The following is a 22127-nucleotide window of genomic DNA, read 5'->3' as shown; positions in this document are numbered from 1 at the left end:
TGTCTTCTCCCTATGAAAACCTCAACATTCGGTGCTGCGACTGGCTATCCGTTCCTGGGCGCGCGCTAGGAACGCCGCCACCGGCATCGCTCCGAGGTCGACACCGCCGCGGGCCCGCACCGCAACCTGGCCACTGGCTGCTTCTTGGTCCCCCACTACCAACAGGTAAGGGACCTTTTGCAGACTGTGCTCGCGAATTTTATAGGTAATCTTTTCATTGCGCAAATCGGTTTCGCACCAAAGCCCTGCGGCACGCAGCTGCTTCTGCACCGAGACGGCGTAGTCGGCATGCCGTTCGCTGATCGGCAACACCACCGCTTGCACGGGGGCGAGCCAGAGCGGCAACGCCCCGGCGTAGTGTTCGATGAGAATTCCCAGGAAGCGCTCGAGCGAACCAAAGAGCGCCCGGTGCAGCATCACCGGACGGCGACGCGAATTGTCTTCGGCGACGTACTCGATATCGAAGCGCTCCGGCAGGTTCATATCGACCTGCAGGGTTCCGCACTGCCAGTCCCGACCGATCGCATCGCGCAGGACAAACTCGAGCTTGGGTCCGTAGAACGCCCCTTCTCCTGGGAAGAGCTCGTATTCCAGTCCGAGCCCGGTTACCGCGTCGGCAAGCGCCGCTTCGAGTTGATCCCAGACCGCATCGCTGCCGATCCGGTTTTCCGGGCGTGTCGAGAGCTTGATGCGGACCTGATCGAACCCGAATTCGCGATAGATATCGAGAATCAACCGCACAACTTCGGCGCATTCGGCCGTCATCTGCTCCGGCGTACAGAAGATATGCGCGTCGTCCTGAGTAAAGTGGCGCACCCGCAATAGGCCGTGCAACGCCCCCGAAGGTTCGTACCGATGCACCTTGCCGAACTCGGCGACGCGAAGCGGCAAATCCCGATAGCTGTGCAACCCATGCTTGTACCAGGTGCACGCGCCGGGACAGTTCATCGGCTTCAGCGCGAAGACCCGCTCATCCTCGGTTTGGGTCACGAACATGTGATCGTGGTAGTTCTGCCAATGGCCGGAACGTTCCCACAGCGAACGGTCCATCACGTCCGGCGTGTTGATCTCGATATAGCCCGCTTCGAGCTGCCGCTCGCGCATATAGCTGATGAGCTTCTGGAAGATGCGCCACCCTTTCGGATGCCAGAAGACCGAGCCGGGCGCCACGTCCTCGAAATGGAAGAGGTCGAGCTGAACCCCCAAGCGGCGATGATCGCGCTTTTCTGCCTCTTCCAATTGTTTGAGGTACGCATTGAGCGCTTTTTTGTCGGGCCACGCCGTTCCGTAGATGCGCTGCAACTGTTCGTTGCGTGCATCGCCACGCCAATATGCCCCAGCTACCTTGGTCAATTTGAACGCTTTGAGTTTTCCGGTATCCGGAACGTGCGGCCCGCGACACAAATCGATGAAATTGCCTTGCCGGTAGAGGGAGATGGTCTCCCCTTCCGGGATCGACGCGATGATTTCCGCCTTGTAGTATTCGCCTTGATCACGGAAAAAGCGAATCGCCTCGTCTCGATCCCACTCTTCGCGCACGACTGGGATCTGTTGCGCCGCGAGCGCCTTCATCCGCTCCTCGATGCGTTCCAGATCCTCGGGCGTAAATGGGCGCGGAAAGGCAAAGTCGTAATAGAACCCGTTCTCGATCACGGGGCCGATGGTCACCTGCGCTTCCGGGTAGAGCTCCTTCACGGCGTGCGCCAATAGGTGCGCGGTCGAATGGCGGATTACCTCCAGCCCTTCCGGGTCGCGCTCGGTGACGATCGCGACGTTGGCATCTTCGGTGATCGGATAGGTCAGATCGACCAAACGGCCATTGACCTTCGCGGCCACCGCGGCTTTTGCCAAACCCGGACCGATCGCCTCTGCGACTTGAAGCGGGGTGACAACCCCTTCGAACGCTTTCACCGAGCCATCCGGCAAAGTCACTGCAACCATCGTACCCCCCAAACAAAAAATGCGGCCCATGGGCCGCATTTCATCGAATCCTGGTAGGCGCGATTGGACTCGAACCAACGACCCCCACCATGTCAAGGTGGTGCTCTAACCAACTGAGCTACGCGCCTGTGGAGCGCGAATTATACGAAGTTCTGCGCCGCAAGGCAATACCTTCTGAACAAAAAGTGCGATTGCCGGATGCACTCGCGATTCACCCGCTTTTGCGCTATATTGGAATGGATCCCACTATGTGACGCGAAGGAGCAGACAATGGACCCCAAACAACTGGCACGACGTGAGATCACCTTGCCATCGGGCAAACGGTTTCGCATTTTCGACCTTTCCGCACTGGAAAAAGCGGGCATCGGCCCGATCAGCCAACTGCCCGTCTCGATCCGCGTGGTTCTGGAAGCACTGGTGCGCCATTGCGACGGCATGCGTGTCACCCCAGAACAGGTCACGGCGCTCGCCAATTGGCAACCCAACGCCGAACGCACAAGCGAGATCCCATTCGTCGTCGCACGGGTCGTCTTACAAGATTTCACCGGCGTACCGCTTCTGTGCGATTTGGCCGCGATGCGCAGCGCCGCAGCTCGGTTACAGAAATCGCCCCAAGCGATCGAACCGATCGTGCCGGTCGACCTGGTCGTCGACCATTCGGTACAAGTCGATACCTTCGGTAGCCCCGCTGCGCTGCGTAAAAACATGGAGCTGGAATTCGCGCGCAACCGTGAGCGCTACCAGTTCATCAAGTGGGGCATGCAAGCGTTCGACACGTTCGGCGTTGTCCCACCCGGCATCGGGATCGTCCACCAGGTCAATCTGGAGTATCTGTTCCGCGGCGTGCGCCGGGGTCAAGACACGGATGGCACCCCCACGCTCTTTCCCGATACGCTGGTGGGAACCGACAGCCACACGACGATGATCAACGGAGTCGGCGTCGTGGGTTGGGGTGTCGGTGGCATCGAAGCGGAAGCGGCGATGCTCGGGCAACCGGTCTATTTCCTCACCCCCGACGTGATCGGTGTCGAACTCACGGGGCAGTTGCCCGAAGGGGTCACCGCAACCGATTTGGTGCTCACGATCACCGAGATGCTGCGCCGGGAAAAGGTGGTCGGCAAATTCGTCGAATTTTTCGGCGATGGGGCAGCCACGCTCTCGGTTCCCGACCGGGCGACCATCGCCAATATGGCACCCGAATACGGCGCAACGATGGGGTACTTCCCCGTCGACGACAAGACGGTCGAATACCTGGCGCGCACCGGGCGCACCGCCGAGGAGGTCGAAGCGTTCGCCGAATATTTCAAAGCGCAAGGGCTCTTCGGCATGCCACGTGCGGGCGAAATCGCCTATACCCGCACACTCCAGCTCGACTTGCGCACGGTCGAGCCGTCGCTTGCCGGTCCAAAACGGCCGCAAGACCGGATCGCGCTCAAGGCGATGAAAGCGCAGTTCGAATCGCTCCTTGCGGCGCCCCGCGAGCAAAACGGGTATGGCCTCGACGCGCAAGCGCGCGCCAAACGGGTTCCGGTGACGCTGCCGCTCGCGCATGCGGGACGACTCGAAGGCGACGCCCCGAGCGACAAAACCCTTGAAACCACGGTCGGTCACGGGGATGTGCTGATCGCCGCGATCACCTCCTGCACCAACACCAGCAACCCCGCCGTTTTGATCGCTGCGGGCCTGGTCGCGAAGAAAGCAGTCGAACGGGGCTTGACCGTGTCGCCCAAGGTCAAAACGTCGCTTGCGCCCGGATCGCGTGTCGTCACCGAATACCTGGAGAAAGCGGGACTTCTGGCGCCGCTTGCGCAACTTGGGTTCGCGGTGGTGGGTTACGGTTGCACCACCTGTATCGGGAACGCAGGAGACTTGGCCCCGGAACTCAACGAAGCGATCCAGAAAGAAAACTTGGTGGTCGCTGCGGTGCTCTCTGGCAACCGCAATTTCGAAGCGCGCATCCACCCCAACATTCGGGCCAACTTCCTGGCTTCACCGCCCCTCGTGGTTGCGTTTGCGCTTGCCGGGCGCGTCGACATCGACCTCACCAGCGAGCCGATTGGCACGGATCGCGCCGGGCAACCGGTCTTTCTGCGCGACCTCTGGCCGACGAGCGAAGAGATCCACGCAGCGCTTCCCTTCGCGCTCGACCCCGAGGTCTTCCAACGCCTCTACCAAGATTTCACCGCGCACCACGACCTCTGGAACGCCGTCGAAGCGGCGAGCGGCGACGTCTACGACTGGCCACCATCGACCTACATTGCCGAACCGCCGTTCTTCAGTAATTTCTCCCTCACCCCGGCGCCGGTGCCTCCGATCACGAACGCTCGGGCGCTGCTCCTCTTGGGCGATTCGGTCACGACCGACCACATCTCACCCGCTGGGTCGATCCCCGAGTCGTCTCCGGCCGGGCAGTGGCTCCTTGCGCACGGCGTCCCGAAAGCGGAGTTCAACAGCTACGGCGCGCGGCGCGGTCATCATGAGGTGATGATCCGTGGCACCTTTGCCAACGTTCGCATCAAGAACTTGATGATCCCGCCTCGCCCGGACGGAAGCCGCGTCGAAGGGGGGTACACCCTCCTGAACGGTGAAATCGTCCCCGTTTACGACGCTGCGATGCATTACCAGCGCCAAGGGATCCCTACCCTGGTTTTCGCGGGCGAAGAGTACGGCACCGGCTCGTCGCGCGACTGGGCAGCCAAAGGAACTGCGCTCCTTGGGGTACGCGCGGTGGTGGCGCGCAGTTTCGAACGGATCCATCGTGCCAACCTCGTCGGAATGGGCGTCTTGCCGCTACAGTTCCTCGGTGACGACTCTTGGGAAAAACTGGAGATTACCGGCGACGAAACCTTCACGATCGAAGGCATGGAGACGATTTCGCCGCAGCAACAGCTGACTCTGACGATCACCCGCGCAAACGGCGAGGTGGTCCGCGTACCGGTACGCTCGCGGATCGACACCGCGATCGAGGTCGAGTACTATCGCCACGGCGGGATTCTTCCCTACGTGCTGCGGCAAATCCTCGCAAAGGTCTAATAGATGGCGCGCGTCGGTTTACCGGTCTGGCGCGCCCTTTTTTGGGGCGCGCTCATCGCGGTTTTCGGTCTGGCACTCCTGCCGCTTGCCGAACTCCCTCCGCTTGCCTTTTCGCTCTCAGATAAAGCCCAACATGCGCTTGTCTTCACCGCACTTTGGTGTCTGGGCGCGACGGCGTACCCCGACACTCGGGGGCTGCTTGCAGTGGCGCTTTTGGGGTACGGCGGCGCGATCGAAACGGCACAAGCGCTGACCCCCACGCGCCAAGCGGAGTGGGCCGACTGGCTCGCCGACGCAATCGGCATCGCATTGGGGTGGTGGGCGATGTCCTGGGCGGTCAGGCTGCGGCAGGCGGTTCCGTAGGCGGTTCGGTTGGCGCGCCATCGGGGTCGTTTGCGGGCGCTATCGGCAATTCCGGTAGCGGCGGCAACCCCACCTGGGCACGCAATTCGTTGCATTTGGGATTTGGACGCCCGTCTTCGAGATAGACTGGAAATTCGCGACAGGGCGACGGGCGCTGGGAATAGATCGCACACCGCACCGCTTGCCCGACCGTTCCGGTAAGCGCAATGCAGCGTCGCGTTTTCCCGTTCGTCCCTTTCATGCAACGCAGCCACGGATTGAGCGGTTCGGTGAGCGACGCGGGAACCCAGCCGCTCGGCGCGTCGTCCGCCTCTGCCCAGTAGAAAGAGATGCGAAAATGGGTACAACAGACACCGCAGTGCATGCAGGGATTGTTGGCGTCCGTGGCAAATTCGAGAATCGGGGTGCTCATGGTTCCTTGCTCATCGTCGTCAAAGGGGGTAATCCGTGACGGCGGCGCGCACGGGCACACGCCTCGTCGCCGATGCCAAGCGGCGCCAGCGGCGCGAATTCCCGACACGGCGACGGACGGTGCTCGTACACGGCACACCGCACCGCGGTGCCAATTTCGCCGATGAGCGCAGCGCACCGCGGTGGCGCCGCATCAGTACCGCGCATCCGGACGAGCCGCTTCGTCACCGGCACGATCCATTCGCTCAGTGTTGCCGCTTCGCTCACGTGAAAATCGACACGAAACGCGGCGCAGCACGCACCACACCGCGTACAGGCATTCTGGCCCTCGGCTTGTTTGCGCCCGGGCAATGACTTCTTTGCCGTCATCATGCGTTCCGGGGTTCCGTTGCTCCGGGTTGGCCACGCACGGGGTCTGGCGACCACCTTGTGAGATCGGCCGTAACCCGGTAGAGCGTTTGCCCCGAATCGTGGTATTTGCGCTCGAATGGGGTCATCGGCTCACCATCTGGCACCCATACGCTTTTCTGCGCCGCGATGCCGCTACGCGCGAACGCGACGACCAGTTCTTCGGCGAAAATCGCCCAGTTGGTTCGGCATTCGAAGCGCCCGCCAAGTGTGAGCACCGTTGGCCAAACAGGGTGGGCATACCAGCGACGTTTCAAATGACCGATCTTGGGCCACGGGTTGGGATAGAGCCACCAATGCGCCGCGACGCGAACGCCGTGCGCCGCCAACAAGCGCCAGAAGTCGATCACGTCGGCACGCAAAAAGAGGAGATTCTCTGGCCAGAGCGCGGGTGGCAACGGTTTGCGGCGCATGAGGCGCACCTCTGATTGGTCGATGCCGACCACCAGCGCCTTCGGGTGCGATTGCGCAAGGCGCAGCGTCGACCACCCAACCCCACACCCCGAATCGAGGATCACCGGTTGCGCCCCGTCCCAACGGGCGCAAAACTGCTCGAAAGCCGCTTGGTTGTAGGGCGCAATGGGCTTTCGGAACGGGGATGCGAGATGGCGATCGACCACCGCCACCAGGTGCTCATGAACCCCCTGTTGGGCGCTCTGTGGAATACGTGATGTGCCATAACTCATGGGGCGCGATTTTATTGCTTTTTTTCCGTTTTTTGGTGATAATTCCGGTTTTCCATCATCAAACGGCGGCCACAATCGCCGTCGGCCTATTGCGAGGTAACCCCATGAAAGAAGGTATCCACCCTGACTATCACGAAGTCACCGTCACCTGCTCGTGCGGCAACACCTTTGTCACCCGTTCCACATACGGGAAACCCACGCTGCACGTCGAAGTCTGTTCGAACTGCCACCCGTTCTACACCGGCAAACAGAAGATCGTCGACACCGCCGGGCGCGTTGAACGGTTCCGTCAGAAATACGGGCAAATGGCACGGTAACCGTTTTTTTCTGCACGTCACACGCTGGGCAGCTCCGCTTCGGCTGCCCAGTTGCTTTCTCCACCCATGTTTTTCGACCCGCCCCCATATCGCGAACCTGCGCTCTGGGTGCGGCACCTTTTCGGCACCGCCGGCATCGTCCTGCTGATCACGGTCTATCTGCTCTTGGGCCAATTCCATGCCCCTTGGCTCGGAGAAGATCTGCGCCATTTTCTCCCTACATGGATGGTATTCCAAGGGCAGATCGTCCCAGCGTCCCTTTCCCATCCTGATCTGACCCCTTGGGGTCCGCTCTACGCCTGGAGCGCCGCGATACTGGGCAGTGTCGCCCAAGCACTTGGCTTGCCGTTCCATGACGGCAGCCGTCTGGCCACGCCGCTGTGGTTGGCACTTCAGACCGGATTACTCGCGAACGCCGTGAAACGGCTACAAGGCAAATCCGGCGCAATCGTCGCCGCGATCGCAGCACTTTCGCCTTTGGGTTGGTTGGTTTTCGCCCACGTCCACACGAGCGTTGCCGCAGCGAGCGCCTCCGTCGCTGTGCTCCTTTGGGCTACTACCGTATGCGCACCACGGCGCGACCGTTTGACGGGTTGGGCCGTCGGCACACTCTTGCTTTTTTGGAGCAGTGGACTGCCTGGTGTCGTCTTGGCGCTCGGCGCACTGCCGCTGGCGTACTCGCGCGGCACCACCGAACAGCGCGAGGCATGGACTTTCCTTTTCGCTCCACCCGACGCAGCACCGAGCCACACCGCGCCACGTTCCGCTCCCTTGGGGGCGCTGTTTCGCTTCTGGACGGGTGCCGCACTCCTTGCTGGAATCGCCACCGTTGGAATCTTCCTTTGGAACCCTTCGGTTCAGGCGTGGGCACGAACCACGCTGCAGTCATTTTCCACTACCCCAGAATTTGAGGGACTGTTCAGCCGAGGCGGGTGGACGCTATGGCCCTTGTGGCTGGTAGCGTTTTGGCCCATTCGCTGCTACGAATTGTGGCGCGTCCCCAAAATTCGTCCAGTCTTCCTTTGGCTCCTCTGGATGATTGCGGTGACGCTCACCTGCTTTCCGGTGGGCGAAAGCACGTTGCTGATTTTGTCTCCGCCGCTGGCGTACGTGGCCACGTTGCGCCTGCTGCGCTTTGGACCGAGTACCACCGCCGCGTTCGCGTGGTTCACGCTCACGATGACCGTCGTGCTCGTTGTACTGGTTGCAGCGATGCTCAGCGCCCAGCTCTTCTCTTGGCCTCCTGGGTTGGCGCGCCACATCGCCCGTGCCACGCCCGAATTCGCTCTGGACGCGGCGCCAATTCGTCTGGCCACCGCCGCATTCGGACTGCTCCTTTGGGCCGTACTCGTCTGGCGACTCCCGCGCCAGGCCGTGCGCGCCGCAGCGCATTGGCTGTTGAGCGTCGTGCTCCTCTGGTGGCTCACCGTTTCGCTTCTCTATCCCTGGCTCGACGCCGCCCGCAATCTCGTACCAGCCGTGCGCACGCTATGGCACAACCCCGTGGTGGCCGCGCACCGCTGTCTGGCGCCCGGCCCGCGCATGGGCGCCGATCTCGTCGCCGCACTCCAATACACGGCTCCACCCACGGCAACGGTTGCACCAGATTGTCCGTTGGTCGCCCTTCGCTTGCGGGTTCGGGAACACACCCCGCAGGCGTTGGCCGAATGGCGGCGGTGGGTGCTCGCGGATGCGACGCGCGGTCGCGGTAAACTCGCCGAATGGTGGGTGGTGGTACCGCGCGGCGCCCCGCCCTTGGCCACCCTGAGTGATCAATAAAAGAAGGAGAAGCGCACCATGGCGACACAACGCGCGCAAGCATTACCGTTCGCTTTGGGTTGGCAACCCATAGAACAGACCGCGGCGCACGGCACGTTGCGCGAACACGCGACCCGCTGGCGTGCATTTCCGATCCGCGAGCAACTCCAACACGACCGGCAGCGCGTCTCGGCGTTGACCTGGCACGTCGGCGACTGGCATCTCGACCTCAGTAAGCAGGCATGGGACGTCTCTGTCTTGCAGGCATTACTGGACCTCACACACGCCACCGCGCTTCCCCAAGCGATCGCGGCACTCTTTGCGGGGGAGCCTGTGAACCTCACCGAACGGCGCGCCGCATTGCACATGGCGTACCGGGGAAGCGCGCAACCCCCAGCCGCGCAGCGCGACCGTTTTGTCAGCGAGGAAACGCGCCTTGCTGCTTTCGTTGCGACGTACCGTAGTGGTGCGCTCGAAGGGTTCAGCGGCGCCCCCCTCGACACCGTGGTCAATATCGGCATCGGTGGCTCCGACCTTGGGCCGCGCCTCGTCTGCGAGGCGTTCGCCCATTGGGGCATCGCGCGCCACGGCACGGTCCGCTTCGTCGCGAACCTCGACCCGAGCGATTTCGTAACGACCACTGCGGAGCTCGATCCGGCGCGTACGCTCTTTCTCGTCACCTCGAAGAGCTTTTCCACGGCGGAGACCTTGTCGAACACGCGTCTGGCGCGATTGTGGCTCGCGCGCCATTTCGGCGTCACGCCGGACGATCCGCGTCTCAACGGCCACTTCGTCGCGGTGACGAACGCGGTCGAGAAGGCCGAAGCACACGGGTTCGATTCCAACCGGATTTTTTGGCTCCCCGAATGGGTCGGCGGGCGCTACTCACTCTGGTCGGCGGTGGGGTTACCGATCGCGCTGGCGTACGGGTGGGAAACTTTTGCGGCGCTGCGCTCGGGCGCAGCCGAGATCGACCGCCATTTTCAGAGTGCACCGCTCGAGGCGAACGTACCGGTGCTCCTCGGGCTCCTGAGCGTCTGGCTCGCCACCTACCTGGCGCAGCAACAGATGGCCATGCTCCCCTACGCCCACGGGCTGCAACTGCTCCCAGCCTGGTACCAACAACTCGAAATGGAGAGCAACGGCAAACGGGTGCGTTTCGACGGTTCCACCGCACCCTATCCCACCGCGATGGCCGTCTGGGGAATGGCCGGCACACTGGGCCAGCACGCTTTCCATCAGTGGTTCTACCAGGGAACGCAACCCATTCCTATCGAGTTCGTCGCGTTTGCACCCGAACCTGCTGCAGCAGACGACGATCCGTTGCTCCGTGCCCGAGCCGATGCCGAAGCGGCGCTGGCAGCCAACGCGGTTGCGCAAGCCGAAGCGCTGCTGCTCGGCCGCAGCGAAGCCGAAGCGTTCGCGCACCTCTGCGCTCAGGGGCACTCTGAAGCTGACGCGCGTGCGCTTGCGCCCTTTCTGGCGATCTTGGGTAACCGCCCCAGCTCCTTTCTACTGGCGTCCCGCCAGAGACCCGAGACGCTCGGGCAGCTGCTCGCGCTCTATGAGCACGCGACCTTCGTTCGCGGTTGGCTTTGGGGCGTCAACCCGTTCGATCAGTTCGGCGTCGAATTGGGCAAACAGATGGCGCGCCAAATCGAAACACGGTGCGACGCGCCACACGATCCTTCGACCGCTCAGCTCCTCGCCTGGCTGAAAAAAGCAGCACGGTAGCGACGCAACTCCTCGATCGACTCCATGATGTCGGCCAGCGCCGTGTGCGCACTCTCTTTCTCGTACCCTTCGAGCACTTCTGGCGCCCACCGTTTGGCCAACTCTTTGATCGTAGAGACATCGAGGTTGCGGTAGTGGAAATAGTGCTCCGCTTTCGGCATGTAGCGGTAGAGAAAGCGGCGGTCTTGGCAGATCGAGTTGCCGCACATCGGGCTTTGTCGCGGTTGAACATACTGCGCCATGAACGCAACGAGCTGCGCTTCGGCTTCTGCTTCGGTGACGGTAGAAGCGCGCACCCGTTCGATCAACCCCGACGCGCCGTGGGTCTTCTGGCACCACGCATCCATCGCGGCCAACACCGCGTCGGACTGATGCACCGCGATTGGCTCCAAAACGCCCACGACGTTCAAATCGTTGTCGGTGGCCACCAGCGCCACTTCCAATATCCGGTCTGTGTCGGGATCGAGCCCTGTCATCTCCATGTCGATCCAGATGAGATAGGGACTCACCGTTTCTTGCTTACCCATCCTGTATCCTTTCTTGCTGTCCTACAGGCGACACGCTAAGATAAAATCATCGCCCACCCAGAGGAGTTCCCATGAAGAACCGTTTCGCTGCCGCGTGCGCCATTGCCATGAGCGTTCTGGGGAGTTTCGCCACCGCCCCCGCAGCGTTCGCCAACCCTTTCCCGGATGCCGATCTCGAACAAGGAAAAGCTTACCATGAGAAACTGTGCGTCGCGTGCCACACCCGGCGTTTTGGCGGCGCCGAAGGCTCTGGCGCCTATCTGCGCGACAATCGCCGCGTGCATCGGCCAGAGGCGCTCACCCAAATGCTGACCGCCTGTACCACCAACCTGGGCCTTGATCTCTTTCCCGAGGACGAATACCACATCGCCGGGTACCTCAACCAACGTTTCTACCGTTTCGGTCTTGAATGACACCGCCCAAGCATCCAACGCCCCCGCTGGAATCGGGGCTCGTCGTGGCGGCGCACGGCCGCCATTTTTGCCTCCAAGAAACGCCCAATTTCACCGCGCCACTCATTCACGCGCTGACCCGAGGAAAACGCAACGACTACGCGTGCGGCGACCGCGTCGCGTTTCGCCGCATCGCTGCCGACGAGGCCGTGATCGAAGGACTCGAGCCGCGCACGACGCTCCTTTATCGCGCCGATACGGTACGGGAAAAGCTCATCGCCGCGAACGTCGATCTGACAGTGATCGTGACCGCACCCCAACCGCGCTTTTCTCCCGAAGTGCTCACCCGCTGTCTGGTGGCCGCCGAATCGCAAGGGATCGACGCCCTCATCGTACTCAACAAATGGGACCTGCCGGAGCGCGACGACGCCCTGGCGCGACTCATGCCGTTCGCGCGGGCCGGTTATCCGGTGATTACCTTGACCGCGCACGAATCGGTCGCTCCCCTTGCCGAACGTTTGACAGCACGCCATTCGGTGCTGGTTGGGCAATCGGGCATGGGCAAATCGACGATCGTGAACGCCCTGGTGCCCGAAGCGCAGGCGCGAACTGGGGCAATTTCCCGCGCTTTGAATTCCGGTCGCCACACCACCACCTTTACCCGCCTCTATCCGCTGCGCGACGGCTGGATCATCGACAGCCCAGGGTTACAGCGCTTTGGGTTGGCGCACGTTGCGGAAACGGCGCTCGCTACCTATTTCCCGGAATTTCGGCCCTTCCTGGGGCAATGCCGCTTTCGCGACTGCACGCACGACGAAAAAACGCCCGGCTGCGCGATCGCCGCGGCGGTAGCCGACGGAGCGATCGCTGCCGAGCGTTGGCAGCACTATCGAACGATCCGGTTGGAACTCAGAGCCGTTCGAAAATGGCGGTAATCCCTTGCCCACCACCGATACACATCGTCACCAGTCCATAGCGCCCCTGGATGCGATGGAGCTCATAGATGAGTTTGGTGGCGAGAATCGCGCCGGTCGCCCCCACCGGGTGACCCAACGCGATCGCGCCGCCATTCGGGTTGGTCTTCTCAGGGTCGAAGCCACACTGCTTGAGCACGGTCAGCGCCTGCACCGCGAACGCTTCGTTCGACTCGATCACGTCGATGTCGTCGAGCGTCAATCCCGCCTTCTTCAGCGCCACTTGGGTCGCCGGAATGGGGCCCTCCCCCATCACGTCGTTCGGCACCCCGGCCACCGCATAGGCGACAAGCCGAGCAAGCGGTTTGGCGCCCGCTTTCTCTGCCTGTTTGGCATCGGCCAACACCAGGAACGACGCCGCGTCGTTGATCCCAGAGGCGTTCCCAGCGGTCACCGTCCCGTCCTTCTTGAACACGGGCTTGAGTTTCGCCAAGCTTTCCATCGTCGTGTTCGGTTTGGGATGTTCGTCGGTATCGAAGACGATCTCCCCTTTGCGGCTCTTGATCGTCACCGGGACGATCTGATCCTTGAAGCGCCCTTCGGCGATCGCGCGGGCCGCGCGCCGTTGCGATTCGAGCGCAAACGCATCCTGCTCTTCGCGAGTGATGCCCCACTTCGCCGCAAGGTTTTCTGCGGTCACACCCATATGCCCCACGCCGAACGGGTCGGTGAGCACTGCCACCATCGCATCGATCGCTTGCGTGTCGCCCATCCGGGCGCCGTTCCGCAGCGCTGGCAACAGATACGCGCCGCGCGACATCACTTCGACCCCGCCGCCGATCGCCAGATCGACGTCACCCAGCAAGATCTGTTGCGCCGAGGTAACGATCGCTTGCAACCCGGAACCGCACAAACGGTTCACCTGCATCGCCACCGAATTCATCGAACAACCCGCTTGAATCGACGCAACCCGCGGCGTGTAGGCGTAGCGCGATTCGGTGGGAATGCAGTTGCCCACCGTGATGTACTCGATCGTCTGCGGATCGACCTGCGCGCGTTCGATCGCCGCTTTCATCACGATCCCGCCAAGGTCGGCTGGCTCCATCACCGAAAGCGTCCCACCGAACGTCCCAATCGCCGAACGTACCGCACTCAAAACCACGACTTCACGTGCCATTTTTCCCTCCCTGGGTCAAAAGATAGGGCCAATTTACCACGAAATGATCGGATCGGTCGACGACGGCTGCGCGCCGCCCTGCGTTGGCTCGAGCGCGTCAGGAACCGGATCCTTCTCTGCAGTGTCCGGCACGAGCTTCTTTGGGTCGCCCCCGACGCGCTCGGTGACCGTTTGCGCCGCACGACGCACCGCTTGCGCCATCGGTCCATCCCAATCCGGATCGAAACTGTCCTCCGGCCCCAGCACCGTGAGCGCCAAAGCCAAATGGCCGTTGTGGTCGAACACCGGAGCGGAAAAGGCGTTGATACCGGGAATCGGCTGCCCGACTACCCGCGCCATCGCGTGGCGCCGGACCTCTGATACCTGCTCCTCGACGAAACGGCGCGAAATGCGCAAACGCTGACTGCCCACCGCGAGCCGCTGCAACTCGCGTTCGATCAGCGGTTCGATGAGTCGTGGCGGCAAATACGCAGCGAATACCCGCCCCGTTGCGGTGGTCAAGAGCCCCATCACCGTACCGGGGCGCATATTGACGTGGATCGCGCGTTGGCACTCTTCGACATCGACGACCGTCGCTCCCAGGTTCCCCCACACCGCGATCGCGACGTTTTGCCCCACTTCGTCGGCAAGCTGCGCCGCCACTTCGTTGGCGACCCGTACCGGATTGAGCGCGTGCAACGCCGCTAGGCCCATGCGCAACGCAAACGCGCCCAACTTGTAGCGGCCGGTCAACGGGTCTTGCTCGACCAACCCCAACTTCCCAAAGCTGACCAGATAGGGGTGCGCTTTCGCCGGCGTCATTCCTGCTGCGGCCGCCAGCTCTTTCAACATCATCGGCACGCCCGCATCGGCAAGCGCTCGCAGCAGTTGCCCACCCACTTCAACCGATTGAATGCCCCGCCGTTCTCCTGACATGGTCACCTCGACGTTCGTTGCGGCGATAATTCGATAATAACAAATCTATTGACAATAGTTGAATCGCGCGCTAAGCTCTTTGCCATCATATGCGTGAAAGGAACGAATCATGACACAAAAAGCCTTTGCCTCCGTTGCCGATCTGGAAGAGAAAGCGGTCTCGTTCGTGCAACTCTCGGAACACGCCTGGGCCTTCACTGCGGAAGGGGACCCCAACACCGGCGTGGTGATCGGTGACGACGCCGTGATGATCATCGACGCCACCGCAACCCCCGTGATGGCGCAGCAGGTGATCGGCAAGGTGCGCGAAGTGACCAATAAGCCCATCAAATACGTCACCCTCACCCACTACCACGCCGTTCGGGTCCTTGGCGCGTCGGGCTACAAAGGGGAAGGACTCGAGCAGATCATCGCCAGCTACCCCACCTACGAATTGATCTGCGAACGTGGGGAAGCCGACATGAAATCGGAGATCGGCCGCTTTCCGCGTCTCTTTCGTGCGGTCGACAGCATTCCCGGTCTCACCTGGCCAACGCTGACCTTCAAAGAGGAGATCACCCTGTGGATGGGCGATCTCGAAGTCCGCATTTGGCACCCCGGACGCGGCCACACCAAAGGCGACACGGTGGTCTGGCTCCCGCAAGAAAAAGTGCTCTTTGCCGGTGACCTGCTCGAAGCCGAGGCGGCGTGCTATACCGGCGACGCCTACCTCAGCGACTGGCCGGAGACCCTCGCGCGACTCGAAGCGCTGGGCGCGGAGAAAGTGATTCCGGGGCGCGGACCGGCGCTGACCACACCGGAATCGATCCGCAACGCCTTTGCCTATACGCACGATTTCGTCACCACGCTGTTCGATTCGGCGAAAGCGGCGGTGGCGCAAGGGCTCGACCTCAAAGGGGCGATGCGCATCGCCCGCGAACGGATGGACCCGAAATTCGGTCACGTCTTCATCTACGAACACTGCTTGCCGTTCGACGTCACGCGCGCGTACGACGAAGCGAGCGGCATTCGCGATCCCCGCATCTGGACCGCGGAACGCGACCAGGAGATGTGGCACGCCCTCCAAGAAGAAGCATAACTAACGCAGAGAGCAGAAGACCCAACCGCCTCCGCGCGCGCTGCATATCCTGACCCACCCAGAGGAGGTAATTCGTATGCTCAAAACGTACCAATATCCGAAATATCCCTTCGTCCGACCTGCCGAACTCGACCACCCCGAGCAGACGCGCCACGTCCCGGTGGTCGTCGTCGGTGCCGGGCCCGTGGGGATGTGTGCCGCGCTCGACCTGGCGCAAAAGGGGAAACCCGTGTTGCTCCTCGACGACGACGACACGGTTTCGATCGGTTCGCGCGGCGTCTGCTACGCCAAACGGGCGCTCGAAATCCTCGACCGCTTGGGCGTAGGCGAACGGGTCGTCCAAAAAGGGGTATCCTGGAACGTCGGTCGAACCTTCTACCGCAACGACGAAGTCTTTTCGTTCAACCTCGTCCCCGAACCCGACCACCACCGCCCCGGCATGGTCAACCTACAGCAATACTACTTGGAAGAGTACCTGGTCGACGCGTGTCGCGCCACCCCAGGGCTCGAGATGCGCTGGAAAAACAAGGTGATCGCGGTCACCCCGGGTGAGACAGTAGTCGCGTTGCGGGTCGAAACGCCGGAAGGGGCCTATTCGCTCACCTGTGATTGGCTGATCGTCGCCGACGGCGCAAGGAGCCCCATCCGCCACATGCTTGGCCTCGACATCGAAGGCAAGATCTTCATGGACCGGTTTTTGATCGCCGACGTGGTGATGAAGGCCGATTTCCCTGCTGAGCGCTGGTTCTGGTTCGACCCACCGTTTCATCCGGGCCAATCGGTCTTGCTGCACAAACAGGCCGACAACGTCTGGCGGATCGACTTTCAGCTCGGATGGGACGCCGACCCGGAACTGGAAAAACGTCCGGAACGGGTCATCCCCCGCATCCAGGCGATGCTGGGGGACGATCGCGAATTCGAACTCGAATGGGTGAGCGTCTACACCTTCCAATGCCGCCGGATGAACCGCTTCAACCATGGGCGCGTCCTCTTCGTCGGTGACGCGGCGCACCAGGTCTCCCCGTTTGGTGCCCGTGGCGCGAACTCCGGAATCCAGGATACCGACAACCTCATCTGGAAACTCAACCTGGTGCTGGAAGGGAAAGCCCCGGCGACGCTGCTGGATACCTACAGCGAAGAGCGCTGCTACGCGGCGGACGAAAACATCATGAATTCGACGCGCAGCACCGACTTCATCACCCCAAAAGGCAACGCGAGCAAAACGCTGCGTAAAGCCGTTTTGACGCTTGCGCGGCACCACCCCTTTGCGCGCAAACTCGTGAACTCCGGCCGCCTCTCGGTCCCCAGCTTCTACGTCGACTCGTCGCTCAACACGCCGGACTGCGACGCGTTCAACGGCCGCATGGTGCCGGGCGCCCCGATGGACGATGCGCCCGTCACCACACCGGCCGGCACGCCGGGTTGGCTACTCAACCACATGGGCAACCGCTTCCAACTCCTCTATTACACCGAGGATGCCAGCACGATCGACCCCGCCACTGCAGCAACGCTCACCCGCTGGGCGATTGCGCCGGTGCCAATCGAACCCCTCGTGATCGCAACTCAGGGCACCGCGCCGGACAACATCGCAACCCTGCACGACGGCAAAGGGCGCGTTCGTGAGCGCTACGACCTCACCCCCGGCACGGTCTATCTGCTGCGCCCGGATCAACACGTCGCGGCACGCTGGCGTACGCTCGACCCAGACGCAATCGACGCCGCGCTTGCCCGTGCCACCTATCGCGACCGTTGGGCGGACTGAACCCAAGCGCCGTTCGGAAAGGAGCCGATCATGTCACTCAACACCCAACCCAACTTCCACAACCCGGAAAAACACACTTTCTACGACTATTCCCCCGGTGACGACTTCTACGCGATGTTGATCGAAGCGCACCGTGACCTGAGCGACGAGCAAAGTGCGCTCCTCAACGCGCGGCTGGTACTGCTCCTGGCAAACCACATCGGGGATCTGCGCATCCTCGAAGAAGCGATCACCGCAGCAAAAGCCGACCTGTGACCACCCACCACCAAAGAGGAGACCCATCATGAGCCTCATCAAAAAGATCCACCACGTTGCGTATCGGTGCCACGACGCCTATGAGACGGCCAAATGGTACGAAAAGCACCTGGGGATGAAATTGATCTTGTCGATCGCCGAAGACGAGGTCCCGTCGACCAAAGAGCCAGACCCCTACATGCACATCTTTCTCGACGCCGGGAACGGCAACATCCTGGCGTTCTTCGAACTCCCCACCCGTCCGCCGATGGGGCGCGACCCCAACACCCCGGCGTGGACGCAGCACATCGCGTTCGAAGTGGAATCGATGGACGTGCTTCTCGAAACCAAAGCGCGACTCGAAGCCGAAGGGATCGAAGTGGTCGGCCCCACCGACCACGCGCTCTTCCAGTCGATCTACTTTTTCGACCCCAACGGACACCGCATCGAACTCGCTGCAAACACCCTTCGTCCCGGCATGCTCGAAGCACTGGACAAAGTGAAATGGGAGATGCTCGAAGCGTGGCGGCAGACGAAGCGGGCACCGCAACACGCCCGTTGGATGCACGACGGCCGTTACATAACGATGTTCCCAGAAAGCCAATAAAGGAGAGAACCGCCGATGAAGTTGGCCACCCTCAAAGCGAGTGGCCGGGATGGCTCGCTGGTCGTCGTTTCTCGCGACCTGACCCGCTGCCAACCGGTCCCCGAAATCGCTTCCACCCTACAAAAAGCGTTGGACGACTGGGCGAACGTCGCCCCGCAACTCGCCGCGGTCTATGAGGCCCTCAACGCAGGCGCTGCCCGCCACGCCCAACCGTTCGACCCGCGTGCCTGCGCCTCACCCCTACCCCGAGCGTACCAATGGGCGGACGGTTCCGCGTACCTCAACCACGTCGAATTGGTGCGCAAAGCGCGCGGCGCCGAAATGCCCCCCGCTTTTTACGACGACCCCCTGATGTACCAGGGTGGCTCGGACAGCTTCATCGCTCCGTGCGACCCCATCCGCGCCAAAGTGTCGTGGGGCATCGACTTCGAAGCGGAGGTCACCGTCGTCACCACCGACGTGCCGATGGGCATCGACCCCGTTGCCGCGCGCAACCACATCGCGCTGGTGATGCTGGTCAATGACGTCAGTCTTCGGAACCTGATCCCAAACGAACTCGCGAAAGGATTTGGCTTTTTCCAATCGAAACCGGCAAGCAGCTTCTCACCGGTTGCGGTGACCCCGGACGAACTGGGTGACGCGTGGCGGGACGGCAAAGTCCATCTGCCGCTGCGGGTGAACCTCAACGGCAAGCCCTTCGGTTTTCCCAACGCCGGGGTCGACATGCAGTTCGATTTTGGCCGCCTGATCGCCCACGCGGCGACGACGCGCGAACTCGAAGCCGGTTCGATCATCGGTTCCGGCACCGTCTCGAACAAACAAGGGGGCCTCTACGGCTCGAAGGTCGAAAATGGCGGCGTCGGCTACTGCTGTATCGCCGAAGTACGCATGCTCGAAATCATCGAGACCGGTAAACCGCAAACCCCCTTCATGCAAGATGGCGACACCGTCACCATCTGGATGACCGACGACGCCGGAAACGACATCTTTGGCCGAATCGAAAACCGGGTCGAAGCGCTGCCGGAGGGGTGACGATGTACCGCCTCTACAGCTATTTTCGCAGCTCCGCCGCGTACCGTGTCCGCATCGCACTCGAACTCAAAGGGATTCCCTACGAAATCGTGCCGGTGAACCTCCTTCAGGGCGAACAAAAACGCGAAACCCACAAAGCGCGCCACCCTGCGGGGCTTGTCCCGGTACTGGAAGTGACCACAGCGGATGGCCATACGCAGCGGCTCACCCAATCGCTCGCGATCATCGAATACCTGGACGAAATTCATCCCACCCCTCCGCTGCTTCCCGCAGATCCGTTCGCACGCGCCCAGGTTCGCGCGCTGGCACAGCTCGTCGCGTGCGAAATCCACCCAGTCAACAACCTGCGGGTTCTCAACTACCTCACCGGAACGCTTGGGGTCGACGAAGCGAACAAATTGGCGTGGTATCGCCACTGGATCGCCGAAGGGCTCGCAGCGCTCGAAGCGATGGTCACCGCAGCCGAAAACCCGGGCGGCCCCTTTGCTTGGGGCGATTCTCCCACGCTGGCCGACTGTTGCATCGTGCCGCAACTCTTCAACGCGCGGCGGTTCGAATGCGATCTCACGCCCTATCCACGACTCACCGCAATCGAAGCGGCTTGCCAGAAACTCCCAGCGTTTCAGAAAGCAGCACCTGCGACGCAGCCCGACGCGCGATAATAAGAGATCCTTCGCGTTGCTGACCAAGCGCTCTACCGCGCTAAACGGTCCGGTCGCAACCGGGTCGAGATTGCGCAGCTGCCTGCGCCGCCCGTTCAATCGCCTTCGCTAGCGCTTGCAGCCCATCGGTGAGCGCCGCTGGTCCCGGTTGCAGGATGAGCGGCGATTTGATCTCGACGAGCTGCCCGCGCGCCACCGCGGGGATCGCGCCCCACCCCGGGCGCGCCGCCACCTGCTCCGGGCGAAACTTCTTGCCACACCACGAACCGATGATCAGGTCGGGCGCGGCACGCACCACCTCCGCCGGGTCGGCGATGATCCGGTCACGCGCCAACGGCGCCTGCGCACGCTCTGGAAAGAGTGGCTCGCCACCCGCCAATGCGATCAGCTCATGCACCCAGAGGATGCCGCTGATCATCGGCTCGTCCCACTCTTCGAAATAGACCTTGGGCCGCACGGGTAAGCGGTTCGCGGCCTCGGCCACAGTGTGCAACCCCGCAGTCAGTTGCGCGACGAGCGCCTCCGCTCGTTCCGACGCACCAACCCACGCCCCCAAGCGCCGAATGTAGGCGAGGATCCCCGCCACCGACCGGTGGTTGCTCACCCAGACCTCGACCCCGGCGCGAATCAGGGTCGCAGCGATCTCCGCTTGCATGTCGGAAAAGCCGATCACCAGATCGGGTTCGAGCTTCAGGATTTCGTCGATCTTGGCACTCGTGAACGCCGAGACCTTTGGCTTTTCCTTCCGTGCTTGCGGCGGCCGCACGGTAAAACCCGAAATCCCGACGATACGCCGCTCCTCGCCCAAAAGGTAGAGTGTTTCGACGCTCTCCTCGGTCAAGCAGACGATCCGCTGCGGCCACGGGTCATGCGCGATCCGCTGCGCCCATGCGGCACGTTCCGAATCGGTTCGCGCGGGATCACTTTTTGCGGTAGTCACGGTGGCAATCTTGGCAGGTGTCATAGACGCGGTCGTACGCCGCTTTGAGTGCCGCACGCGCCTGTGTTTCGGCTTTGGCGCTTCCTTGCGGTGCGAGCGTGCCCAACTCCTTTTTCACCGCGGTGTTGAGCCCAGCGACCGCTCCCAGGAAAGCCTCTTTTCGGCGTTCGATCCCGGCGAGATCGGTACACGTCTGCGGTTTGACCTTTGCGGGCGGGTAGCAGGTGTCCTCGCGGAAATAGGGCCAGGGCTTTTCGGCCAAATCGAGGAAGCGACGGAAATGGCCTTCGAAGCGCGCGGCGTCGAACGGCCCTTCGCGCAACATCACCCCCATCGGCTCGAATTCGCGCAGCATCGCTTTGAACAGCTTCTGCCGCGTCGCGACGGGTTGCCCCGGTTTGGTGTCTTGCGGCTCTGGCTGACAGGCGGAAAGGAGCAACGCCGCGACCGCAGCGCAAAACATCCCCAAAACACGAGAAGGCGGTTGTCGGTTCATCATGAAAAAATTATAGCGTACGCCAACCGATCACCTAACCAGACACACGTATGCTGACCAACGCAACACGGCTGAGGCGTACCATCTCCCACGCCATAGTGCCCCCATGCGTGGTACAAACCCGCGCTTCAGCTCCCTTCCCGCCGCTTCGCCACCAACGGAACCACCCCCGGCATCTCGAAGCGCTTCCGCCCCGGTTCGGCTTGGGTCAGAGGTGAACACGGGCGCAGCGTCGCGAGGGAACGGCGCGTCAAATCTTGGTAGGTGCGCGTCCCCTCCTGCTTCCACGCCAATTCTTCATCGGTGACCTGGCGCACGATCTTCGCTGGCGCCCCGACGACGAGCGAACGGGGCGGTGCGACGAACCCGGCTTTGACGAACGCGTGCGCAGCGACGATCGACCCCGCACCGATTTCGGCCTCGTCCATCACCACCGCGTTCATGCCCACCAGGGCGTCTTCACCGATTCGGCAGCCGTGCAGAATCGCGCCGTGCCCGATGTGGCCATTGACCCCGACCACCGTGTCGCAGCCGGGAAAGCCGTGCAGCACGCAGCAATCCTGGACGTTACTCCCGGCTTCGAGGATGATGCGGCCGAAATCACCACGCAAACTCGCGAGCGGCGCCACGTAACACCCTTCGCCGATAAACACGTCCCCGATCACCACCGCGTCCGGATGGACGAACGCGGTGGGATGGACCACGGGCTTGAGCCCATCGATCTCGTAAAAGGGCACAGC

Annotated in this window: 23 protein-coding genes and 1 tRNA gene; 13 read left to right on the top strand and 11 right to left on the bottom strand. The window is 62.3% G+C overall.

Annotated features, from left to right (window positions below; translation table 11 throughout):
- Positions 1-21: 21 nt before the first annotated feature.
- Together thrS and ACYQ4Z_RS01550 are read right to left on the bottom strand one after the other, a co-directional pair.
- Positions 22-1941 carry a threonine--tRNA ligase gene (thrS, locus tag ACYQ4Z_RS01555; RefSeq protein ID WP_459859813.1) on the bottom strand — a complete coding sequence of 640 codons (1920 nt, stop codon included), beginning with the start codon at positions 1939-1941 and terminating at the stop codon, positions 22-24.
- A gap of 51 nt (positions 1942-1992) precedes the next feature.
- Positions 1993-2069: transfer RNA gene (locus ACYQ4Z_RS01550), tRNA-Val, on the bottom strand.
- Between the two features lie 142 nt (positions 2070-2211).
- On the opposite strand from ACYQ4Z_RS01550, the gene acnA reads away from it, so the two are divergent.
- Positions 2212-4974, top strand: coding sequence for an aconitate hydratase AcnA (gene acnA / locus ACYQ4Z_RS01545; RefSeq protein WP_119334577.1), 2763 nt, complete (start codon positions 2212-2214; stop codon positions 4972-4974).
- Positions 4975-4977: 3 nt separating this feature from the next.
- Positions 4978-5337 carry a VanZ family protein gene (locus ACYQ4Z_RS01540; RefSeq protein WP_119334576.1) on the top strand — a complete coding sequence of 120 codons (360 nt, stop codon included), beginning with the start codon at positions 4978-4980 and terminating at the stop codon, positions 5335-5337.
- Here the strand turns inward: ACYQ4Z_RS01540 and ACYQ4Z_RS01535 are convergent.
- The 3 genes from ACYQ4Z_RS01535 to trmB are packed head-to-tail and all read right to left on the bottom strand — an operon-like array spanning position 5312 to position 6842.
- Positions 5312-5749 carry a YkgJ family cysteine cluster protein gene (locus ACYQ4Z_RS01535; RefSeq protein ID WP_219972226.1) on the bottom strand — a complete coding sequence of 146 codons (438 nt, stop codon included), beginning with the start codon at positions 5747-5749 and terminating at the stop codon, positions 5312-5314. The two genes, ACYQ4Z_RS01540 and ACYQ4Z_RS01535, sit on opposite strands and share 26 nt — an antisense overlap.
- Positions 5746-6120 carry a YkgJ family cysteine cluster protein gene (locus tag ACYQ4Z_RS01530; protein WP_219972227.1) on the bottom strand — a complete coding sequence of 125 codons (375 nt, stop codon included), beginning with the start codon at positions 6118-6120 and terminating at the stop codon, positions 5746-5748. The genes ACYQ4Z_RS01535 and ACYQ4Z_RS01530 overlap by 4 nt, the downstream gene beginning before the upstream one ends.
- Positions 6117-6842, bottom strand: a complete 726-nt coding sequence (trmB, locus tag ACYQ4Z_RS01525; protein ID WP_459859811.1) for a tRNA (guanine(46)-N(7))-methyltransferase TrmB — start codon at positions 6840-6842, stop codon at positions 6117-6119. Before trmB ends, ACYQ4Z_RS01530 begins: the two co-directional genes overlap by 4 nt.
- A 104-nt stretch (positions 6843-6946) precedes the next feature.
- On the opposite strand from trmB, the gene rpmE reads away from it, so the two are divergent.
- The 3 genes from rpmE to pgi all read left to right on the top strand — a co-directional run bounded on the left by rpmE (position 6947) and on the right by pgi (position 10651).
- On the top strand, positions 6947-7159 hold the full coding sequence (gene rpmE / locus ACYQ4Z_RS01520; protein WP_119334573.1) for a 50S ribosomal protein L31: 213 nt from the start codon (positions 6947-6949) through the stop codon (positions 7157-7159).
- 66 nt (positions 7160-7225) lie between these two features.
- On the top strand, positions 7226-8938 hold the full coding sequence (locus ACYQ4Z_RS01515; protein WP_219972228.1) for a hypothetical protein: 1713 nt from the start codon (positions 7226-7228) through the stop codon (positions 8936-8938).
- A gap of 18 nt (positions 8939-8956) precedes the next feature.
- Positions 8957-10651, top strand: a complete 1695-nt coding sequence (gene pgi, locus ACYQ4Z_RS01510; protein WP_219972229.1) for a glucose-6-phosphate isomerase — start codon at positions 8957-8959, stop codon at positions 10649-10651.
- Here the strand turns inward: pgi and orn are convergent.
- A complete protein-coding gene (orn, locus tag ACYQ4Z_RS01505) occupies positions 10615-11178 on the bottom strand; it encodes an oligoribonuclease (protein ID WP_219972230.1) in 564 nt (187 codons plus the stop codon). The two genes, pgi and orn, sit on opposite strands and share 37 nt — an antisense overlap.
- A gap of 71 nt (positions 11179-11249) precedes the next feature.
- Between orn and ACYQ4Z_RS01500 the strand changes: the two genes are divergently transcribed.
- Both ACYQ4Z_RS01500 and rsgA read left to right on the top strand, forming a co-directional pair.
- Complete coding sequence (locus ACYQ4Z_RS01500; RefSeq protein WP_459859810.1) at positions 11250-11591, top strand: cytochrome c; 342 nt, start codon at positions 11250-11252, stop codon at positions 11589-11591.
- Positions 11588-12505, top strand: coding sequence for a ribosome small subunit-dependent GTPase A (gene rsgA / locus ACYQ4Z_RS01495; RefSeq protein WP_219972232.1), 918 nt, complete (start codon positions 11588-11590; stop codon positions 12503-12505). Before ACYQ4Z_RS01500 ends, rsgA begins: the two co-directional genes overlap by 4 nt.
- Here rsgA and ACYQ4Z_RS01490 read toward each other — a convergent pair.
- Together ACYQ4Z_RS01490 and ACYQ4Z_RS01485 are read right to left on the bottom strand one after the other, a co-directional pair.
- Positions 12480-13661 (bottom strand): acetyl-CoA C-acyltransferase family protein, encoded by a 1182-nt coding sequence (locus ACYQ4Z_RS01490; protein ID WP_119334567.1) that lies wholly within the window; start codon positions 13659-13661, stop codon positions 12480-12482. The two genes, rsgA and ACYQ4Z_RS01490, sit on opposite strands and share 26 nt — an antisense overlap.
- Before the next feature lie 33 nt (positions 13662-13694).
- Positions 13695-14576 carry an IclR family transcriptional regulator gene (locus ACYQ4Z_RS01485; protein ID WP_233467999.1) on the bottom strand — a complete coding sequence of 294 codons (882 nt, stop codon included), beginning with the start codon at positions 14574-14576 and terminating at the stop codon, positions 13695-13697.
- A 109-nt stretch (positions 14577-14685) separates the two neighbouring features.
- Here ACYQ4Z_RS01485 and ACYQ4Z_RS01480 point away from each other — a divergent pair, with 109 nt between their 5' ends.
- The 6 genes from ACYQ4Z_RS01480 to maiA all read left to right on the top strand — a co-directional run bounded on the left by ACYQ4Z_RS01480 (position 14686) and on the right by maiA (position 19951).
- Positions 14686-15654, top strand: a complete 969-nt coding sequence (locus tag ACYQ4Z_RS01480; RefSeq protein WP_219972234.1) for an MBL fold metallo-hydrolase — start codon at positions 14686-14688, stop codon at positions 15652-15654.
- A gap of 76 nt (positions 15655-15730) precedes the next feature.
- Positions 15731-17416 (top strand): FAD-dependent oxidoreductase, encoded by a 1686-nt coding sequence (locus tag ACYQ4Z_RS01475; protein WP_219972235.1) that lies wholly within the window; start codon positions 15731-15733, stop codon positions 17414-17416.
- Positions 17417-17446: 30 nt separating this feature from the next.
- Entirely contained in the window at positions 17447-17671 is a 225-nt protein-coding gene (locus tag ACYQ4Z_RS01470; RefSeq protein ID WP_219972237.1) for a DUF2783 domain-containing protein, read from the top strand.
- A 28-nt stretch (positions 17672-17699) separates the two neighbouring features.
- Positions 17700-18257, top strand: a complete 558-nt coding sequence (locus ACYQ4Z_RS01465; RefSeq protein ID WP_219972238.1) for a VOC family protein — start codon at positions 17700-17702, stop codon at positions 18255-18257.
- Positions 18258-18272: 15 nt separating this feature from the next.
- Positions 18273-19289, top strand: coding sequence for a fumarylacetoacetate hydrolase family protein (locus tag ACYQ4Z_RS01460; RefSeq protein ID WP_219972239.1), 1017 nt, complete (start codon positions 18273-18275; stop codon positions 19287-19289).
- 2 nt (positions 19290-19291) lie between these two features.
- Positions 19292-19951 (top strand): maleylacetoacetate isomerase, encoded by a 660-nt coding sequence (gene maiA / locus ACYQ4Z_RS01455; protein WP_219972240.1) that lies wholly within the window; start codon positions 19292-19294, stop codon positions 19949-19951.
- A gap of 40 nt (positions 19952-19991) precedes the next feature.
- On the opposite strand, the gene ACYQ4Z_RS01450 is transcribed toward maiA, so the two are convergent.
- The 3 genes from ACYQ4Z_RS01450 to paaY all read right to left on the bottom strand — a co-directional run bounded on the left by ACYQ4Z_RS01450 (position 19992) and on the right by paaY (position 22124).
- Positions 19992-20915 (bottom strand): cobalamin-binding protein, encoded by a 924-nt coding sequence (locus tag ACYQ4Z_RS01450; protein ID WP_459859809.1) that lies wholly within the window; start codon positions 20913-20915, stop codon positions 19992-19994.
- Positions 20872-21354, bottom strand: a complete 483-nt coding sequence (locus ACYQ4Z_RS01445; protein WP_459859808.1) for a c-type cytochrome — start codon at positions 21352-21354, stop codon at positions 20872-20874. The genes ACYQ4Z_RS01450 and ACYQ4Z_RS01445 overlap by 44 nt, the downstream gene beginning before the upstream one ends.
- 161 nt (positions 21355-21515) lie before the next feature.
- Positions 21516-22124: a phenylacetic acid degradation protein PaaY gene (paaY, locus tag ACYQ4Z_RS01440; protein WP_219972243.1), complete on the bottom strand. Its 609-nt coding sequence runs from the start codon at positions 22122-22124 to the stop codon at positions 21516-21518.
- Positions 22125-22127 lie beyond the last annotated feature (3 nt).

Source organism: Hydrogenophilus hirschii (assembly GCF_054656675.1).
Note: the sequence above shows the minus strand (reverse complement) of the source record. Positions and strands in the feature narration are given on the sequence as shown.

What these genes read in the sequence shown, in the direction of transcription:
- thrS (WP_459859813.1), bottom strand. Translation starts at nt 1,941, where the DNA reads ATGGTTGCAGTGACTTTGCCGGATGGCTCGGTGAAAGCGTTCGAAGGG.
- acnA (WP_119334577.1), top strand. Translation starts at nt 2,212, where the DNA reads ATGGACCCCAAACAACTGGCACGACGTGAGATCACCTTGCCATCGGGC.
- ACYQ4Z_RS01540 (WP_119334576.1), top strand. Translation starts at nt 4,978, where the DNA reads ATGGCGCGCGTCGGTTTACCGGTCTGGCGCGCCCTTTTTTGGGGCGCG.
- ACYQ4Z_RS01535 (WP_219972226.1), bottom strand. Translation starts at nt 5,749, where the DNA reads ATGAGCACCCCGATTCTCGAATTTGCCACGGACGCCAACAATCCCTGC.
- ACYQ4Z_RS01530 (WP_219972227.1), bottom strand. Translation starts at nt 6,120, where the DNA reads ATGATGACGGCAAAGAAGTCATTGCCCGGGCGCAAACAAGCCGAGGGC.
- trmB (WP_459859811.1), bottom strand. Translation starts at nt 6,842, where the DNA reads ATGAGTTATGGCACATCACGTATTCCACAGAGCGCCCAACAGGGGGTT.
- rpmE (WP_119334573.1), top strand. Translation starts at nt 6,947, where the DNA reads ATGAAAGAAGGTATCCACCCTGACTATCACGAAGTCACCGTCACCTGC.
- ACYQ4Z_RS01515 (WP_219972228.1), top strand. Translation starts at nt 7,226, where the DNA reads ATGTTTTTCGACCCGCCCCCATATCGCGAACCTGCGCTCTGGGTGCGG.
- pgi (WP_219972229.1), top strand. Translation starts at nt 8,957, where the DNA reads ATGGCGACACAACGCGCGCAAGCATTACCGTTCGCTTTGGGTTGGCAA.
- orn (WP_219972230.1), bottom strand. Translation starts at nt 11,178, where the DNA reads ATGGGTAAGCAAGAAACGGTGAGTCCCTATCTCATCTGGATCGACATG.
- ACYQ4Z_RS01500 (WP_459859810.1), top strand. Translation starts at nt 11,250, where the DNA reads ATGAAGAACCGTTTCGCTGCCGCGTGCGCCATTGCCATGAGCGTTCTG.
- rsgA (WP_219972232.1), top strand. Translation starts at nt 11,588, where the DNA reads ATGACACCGCCCAAGCATCCAACGCCCCCGCTGGAATCGGGGCTCGTC.
- ACYQ4Z_RS01490 (WP_119334567.1), bottom strand. Translation starts at nt 13,661, where the DNA reads ATGGCACGTGAAGTCGTGGTTTTGAGTGCGGTACGTTCGGCGATTGGG.
- ACYQ4Z_RS01485 (WP_233467999.1), bottom strand. Translation starts at nt 14,576, where the DNA reads ATGTCAGGAGAACGGCGGGGCATTCAATCGGTTGAAGTGGGTGGGCAA.
- ACYQ4Z_RS01480 (WP_219972234.1), top strand. Translation starts at nt 14,686, where the DNA reads ATGACACAAAAAGCCTTTGCCTCCGTTGCCGATCTGGAAGAGAAAGCG.
- ACYQ4Z_RS01475 (WP_219972235.1), top strand. Translation starts at nt 15,731, where the DNA reads ATGCTCAAAACGTACCAATATCCGAAATATCCCTTCGTCCGACCTGCC.
- ACYQ4Z_RS01470 (WP_219972237.1), top strand. Translation starts at nt 17,447, where the DNA reads ATGTCACTCAACACCCAACCCAACTTCCACAACCCGGAAAAACACACT.
- ACYQ4Z_RS01465 (WP_219972238.1), top strand. Translation starts at nt 17,700, where the DNA reads ATGAGCCTCATCAAAAAGATCCACCACGTTGCGTATCGGTGCCACGAC.
- ACYQ4Z_RS01460 (WP_219972239.1), top strand. Translation starts at nt 18,273, where the DNA reads ATGAAGTTGGCCACCCTCAAAGCGAGTGGCCGGGATGGCTCGCTGGTC.
- maiA (WP_219972240.1), top strand. Translation starts at nt 19,292, where the DNA reads ATGTACCGCCTCTACAGCTATTTTCGCAGCTCCGCCGCGTACCGTGTC.
- ACYQ4Z_RS01450 (WP_459859809.1), bottom strand. Translation starts at nt 20,915, where the DNA reads ATGACACCTGCCAAGATTGCCACCGTGACTACCGCAAAAAGTGATCCC.
- ACYQ4Z_RS01445 (WP_459859808.1), bottom strand. Translation starts at nt 21,354, where the DNA reads ATGTTTTGCGCTGCGGTCGCGGCGTTGCTCCTTTCCGCCTGTCAGCCA.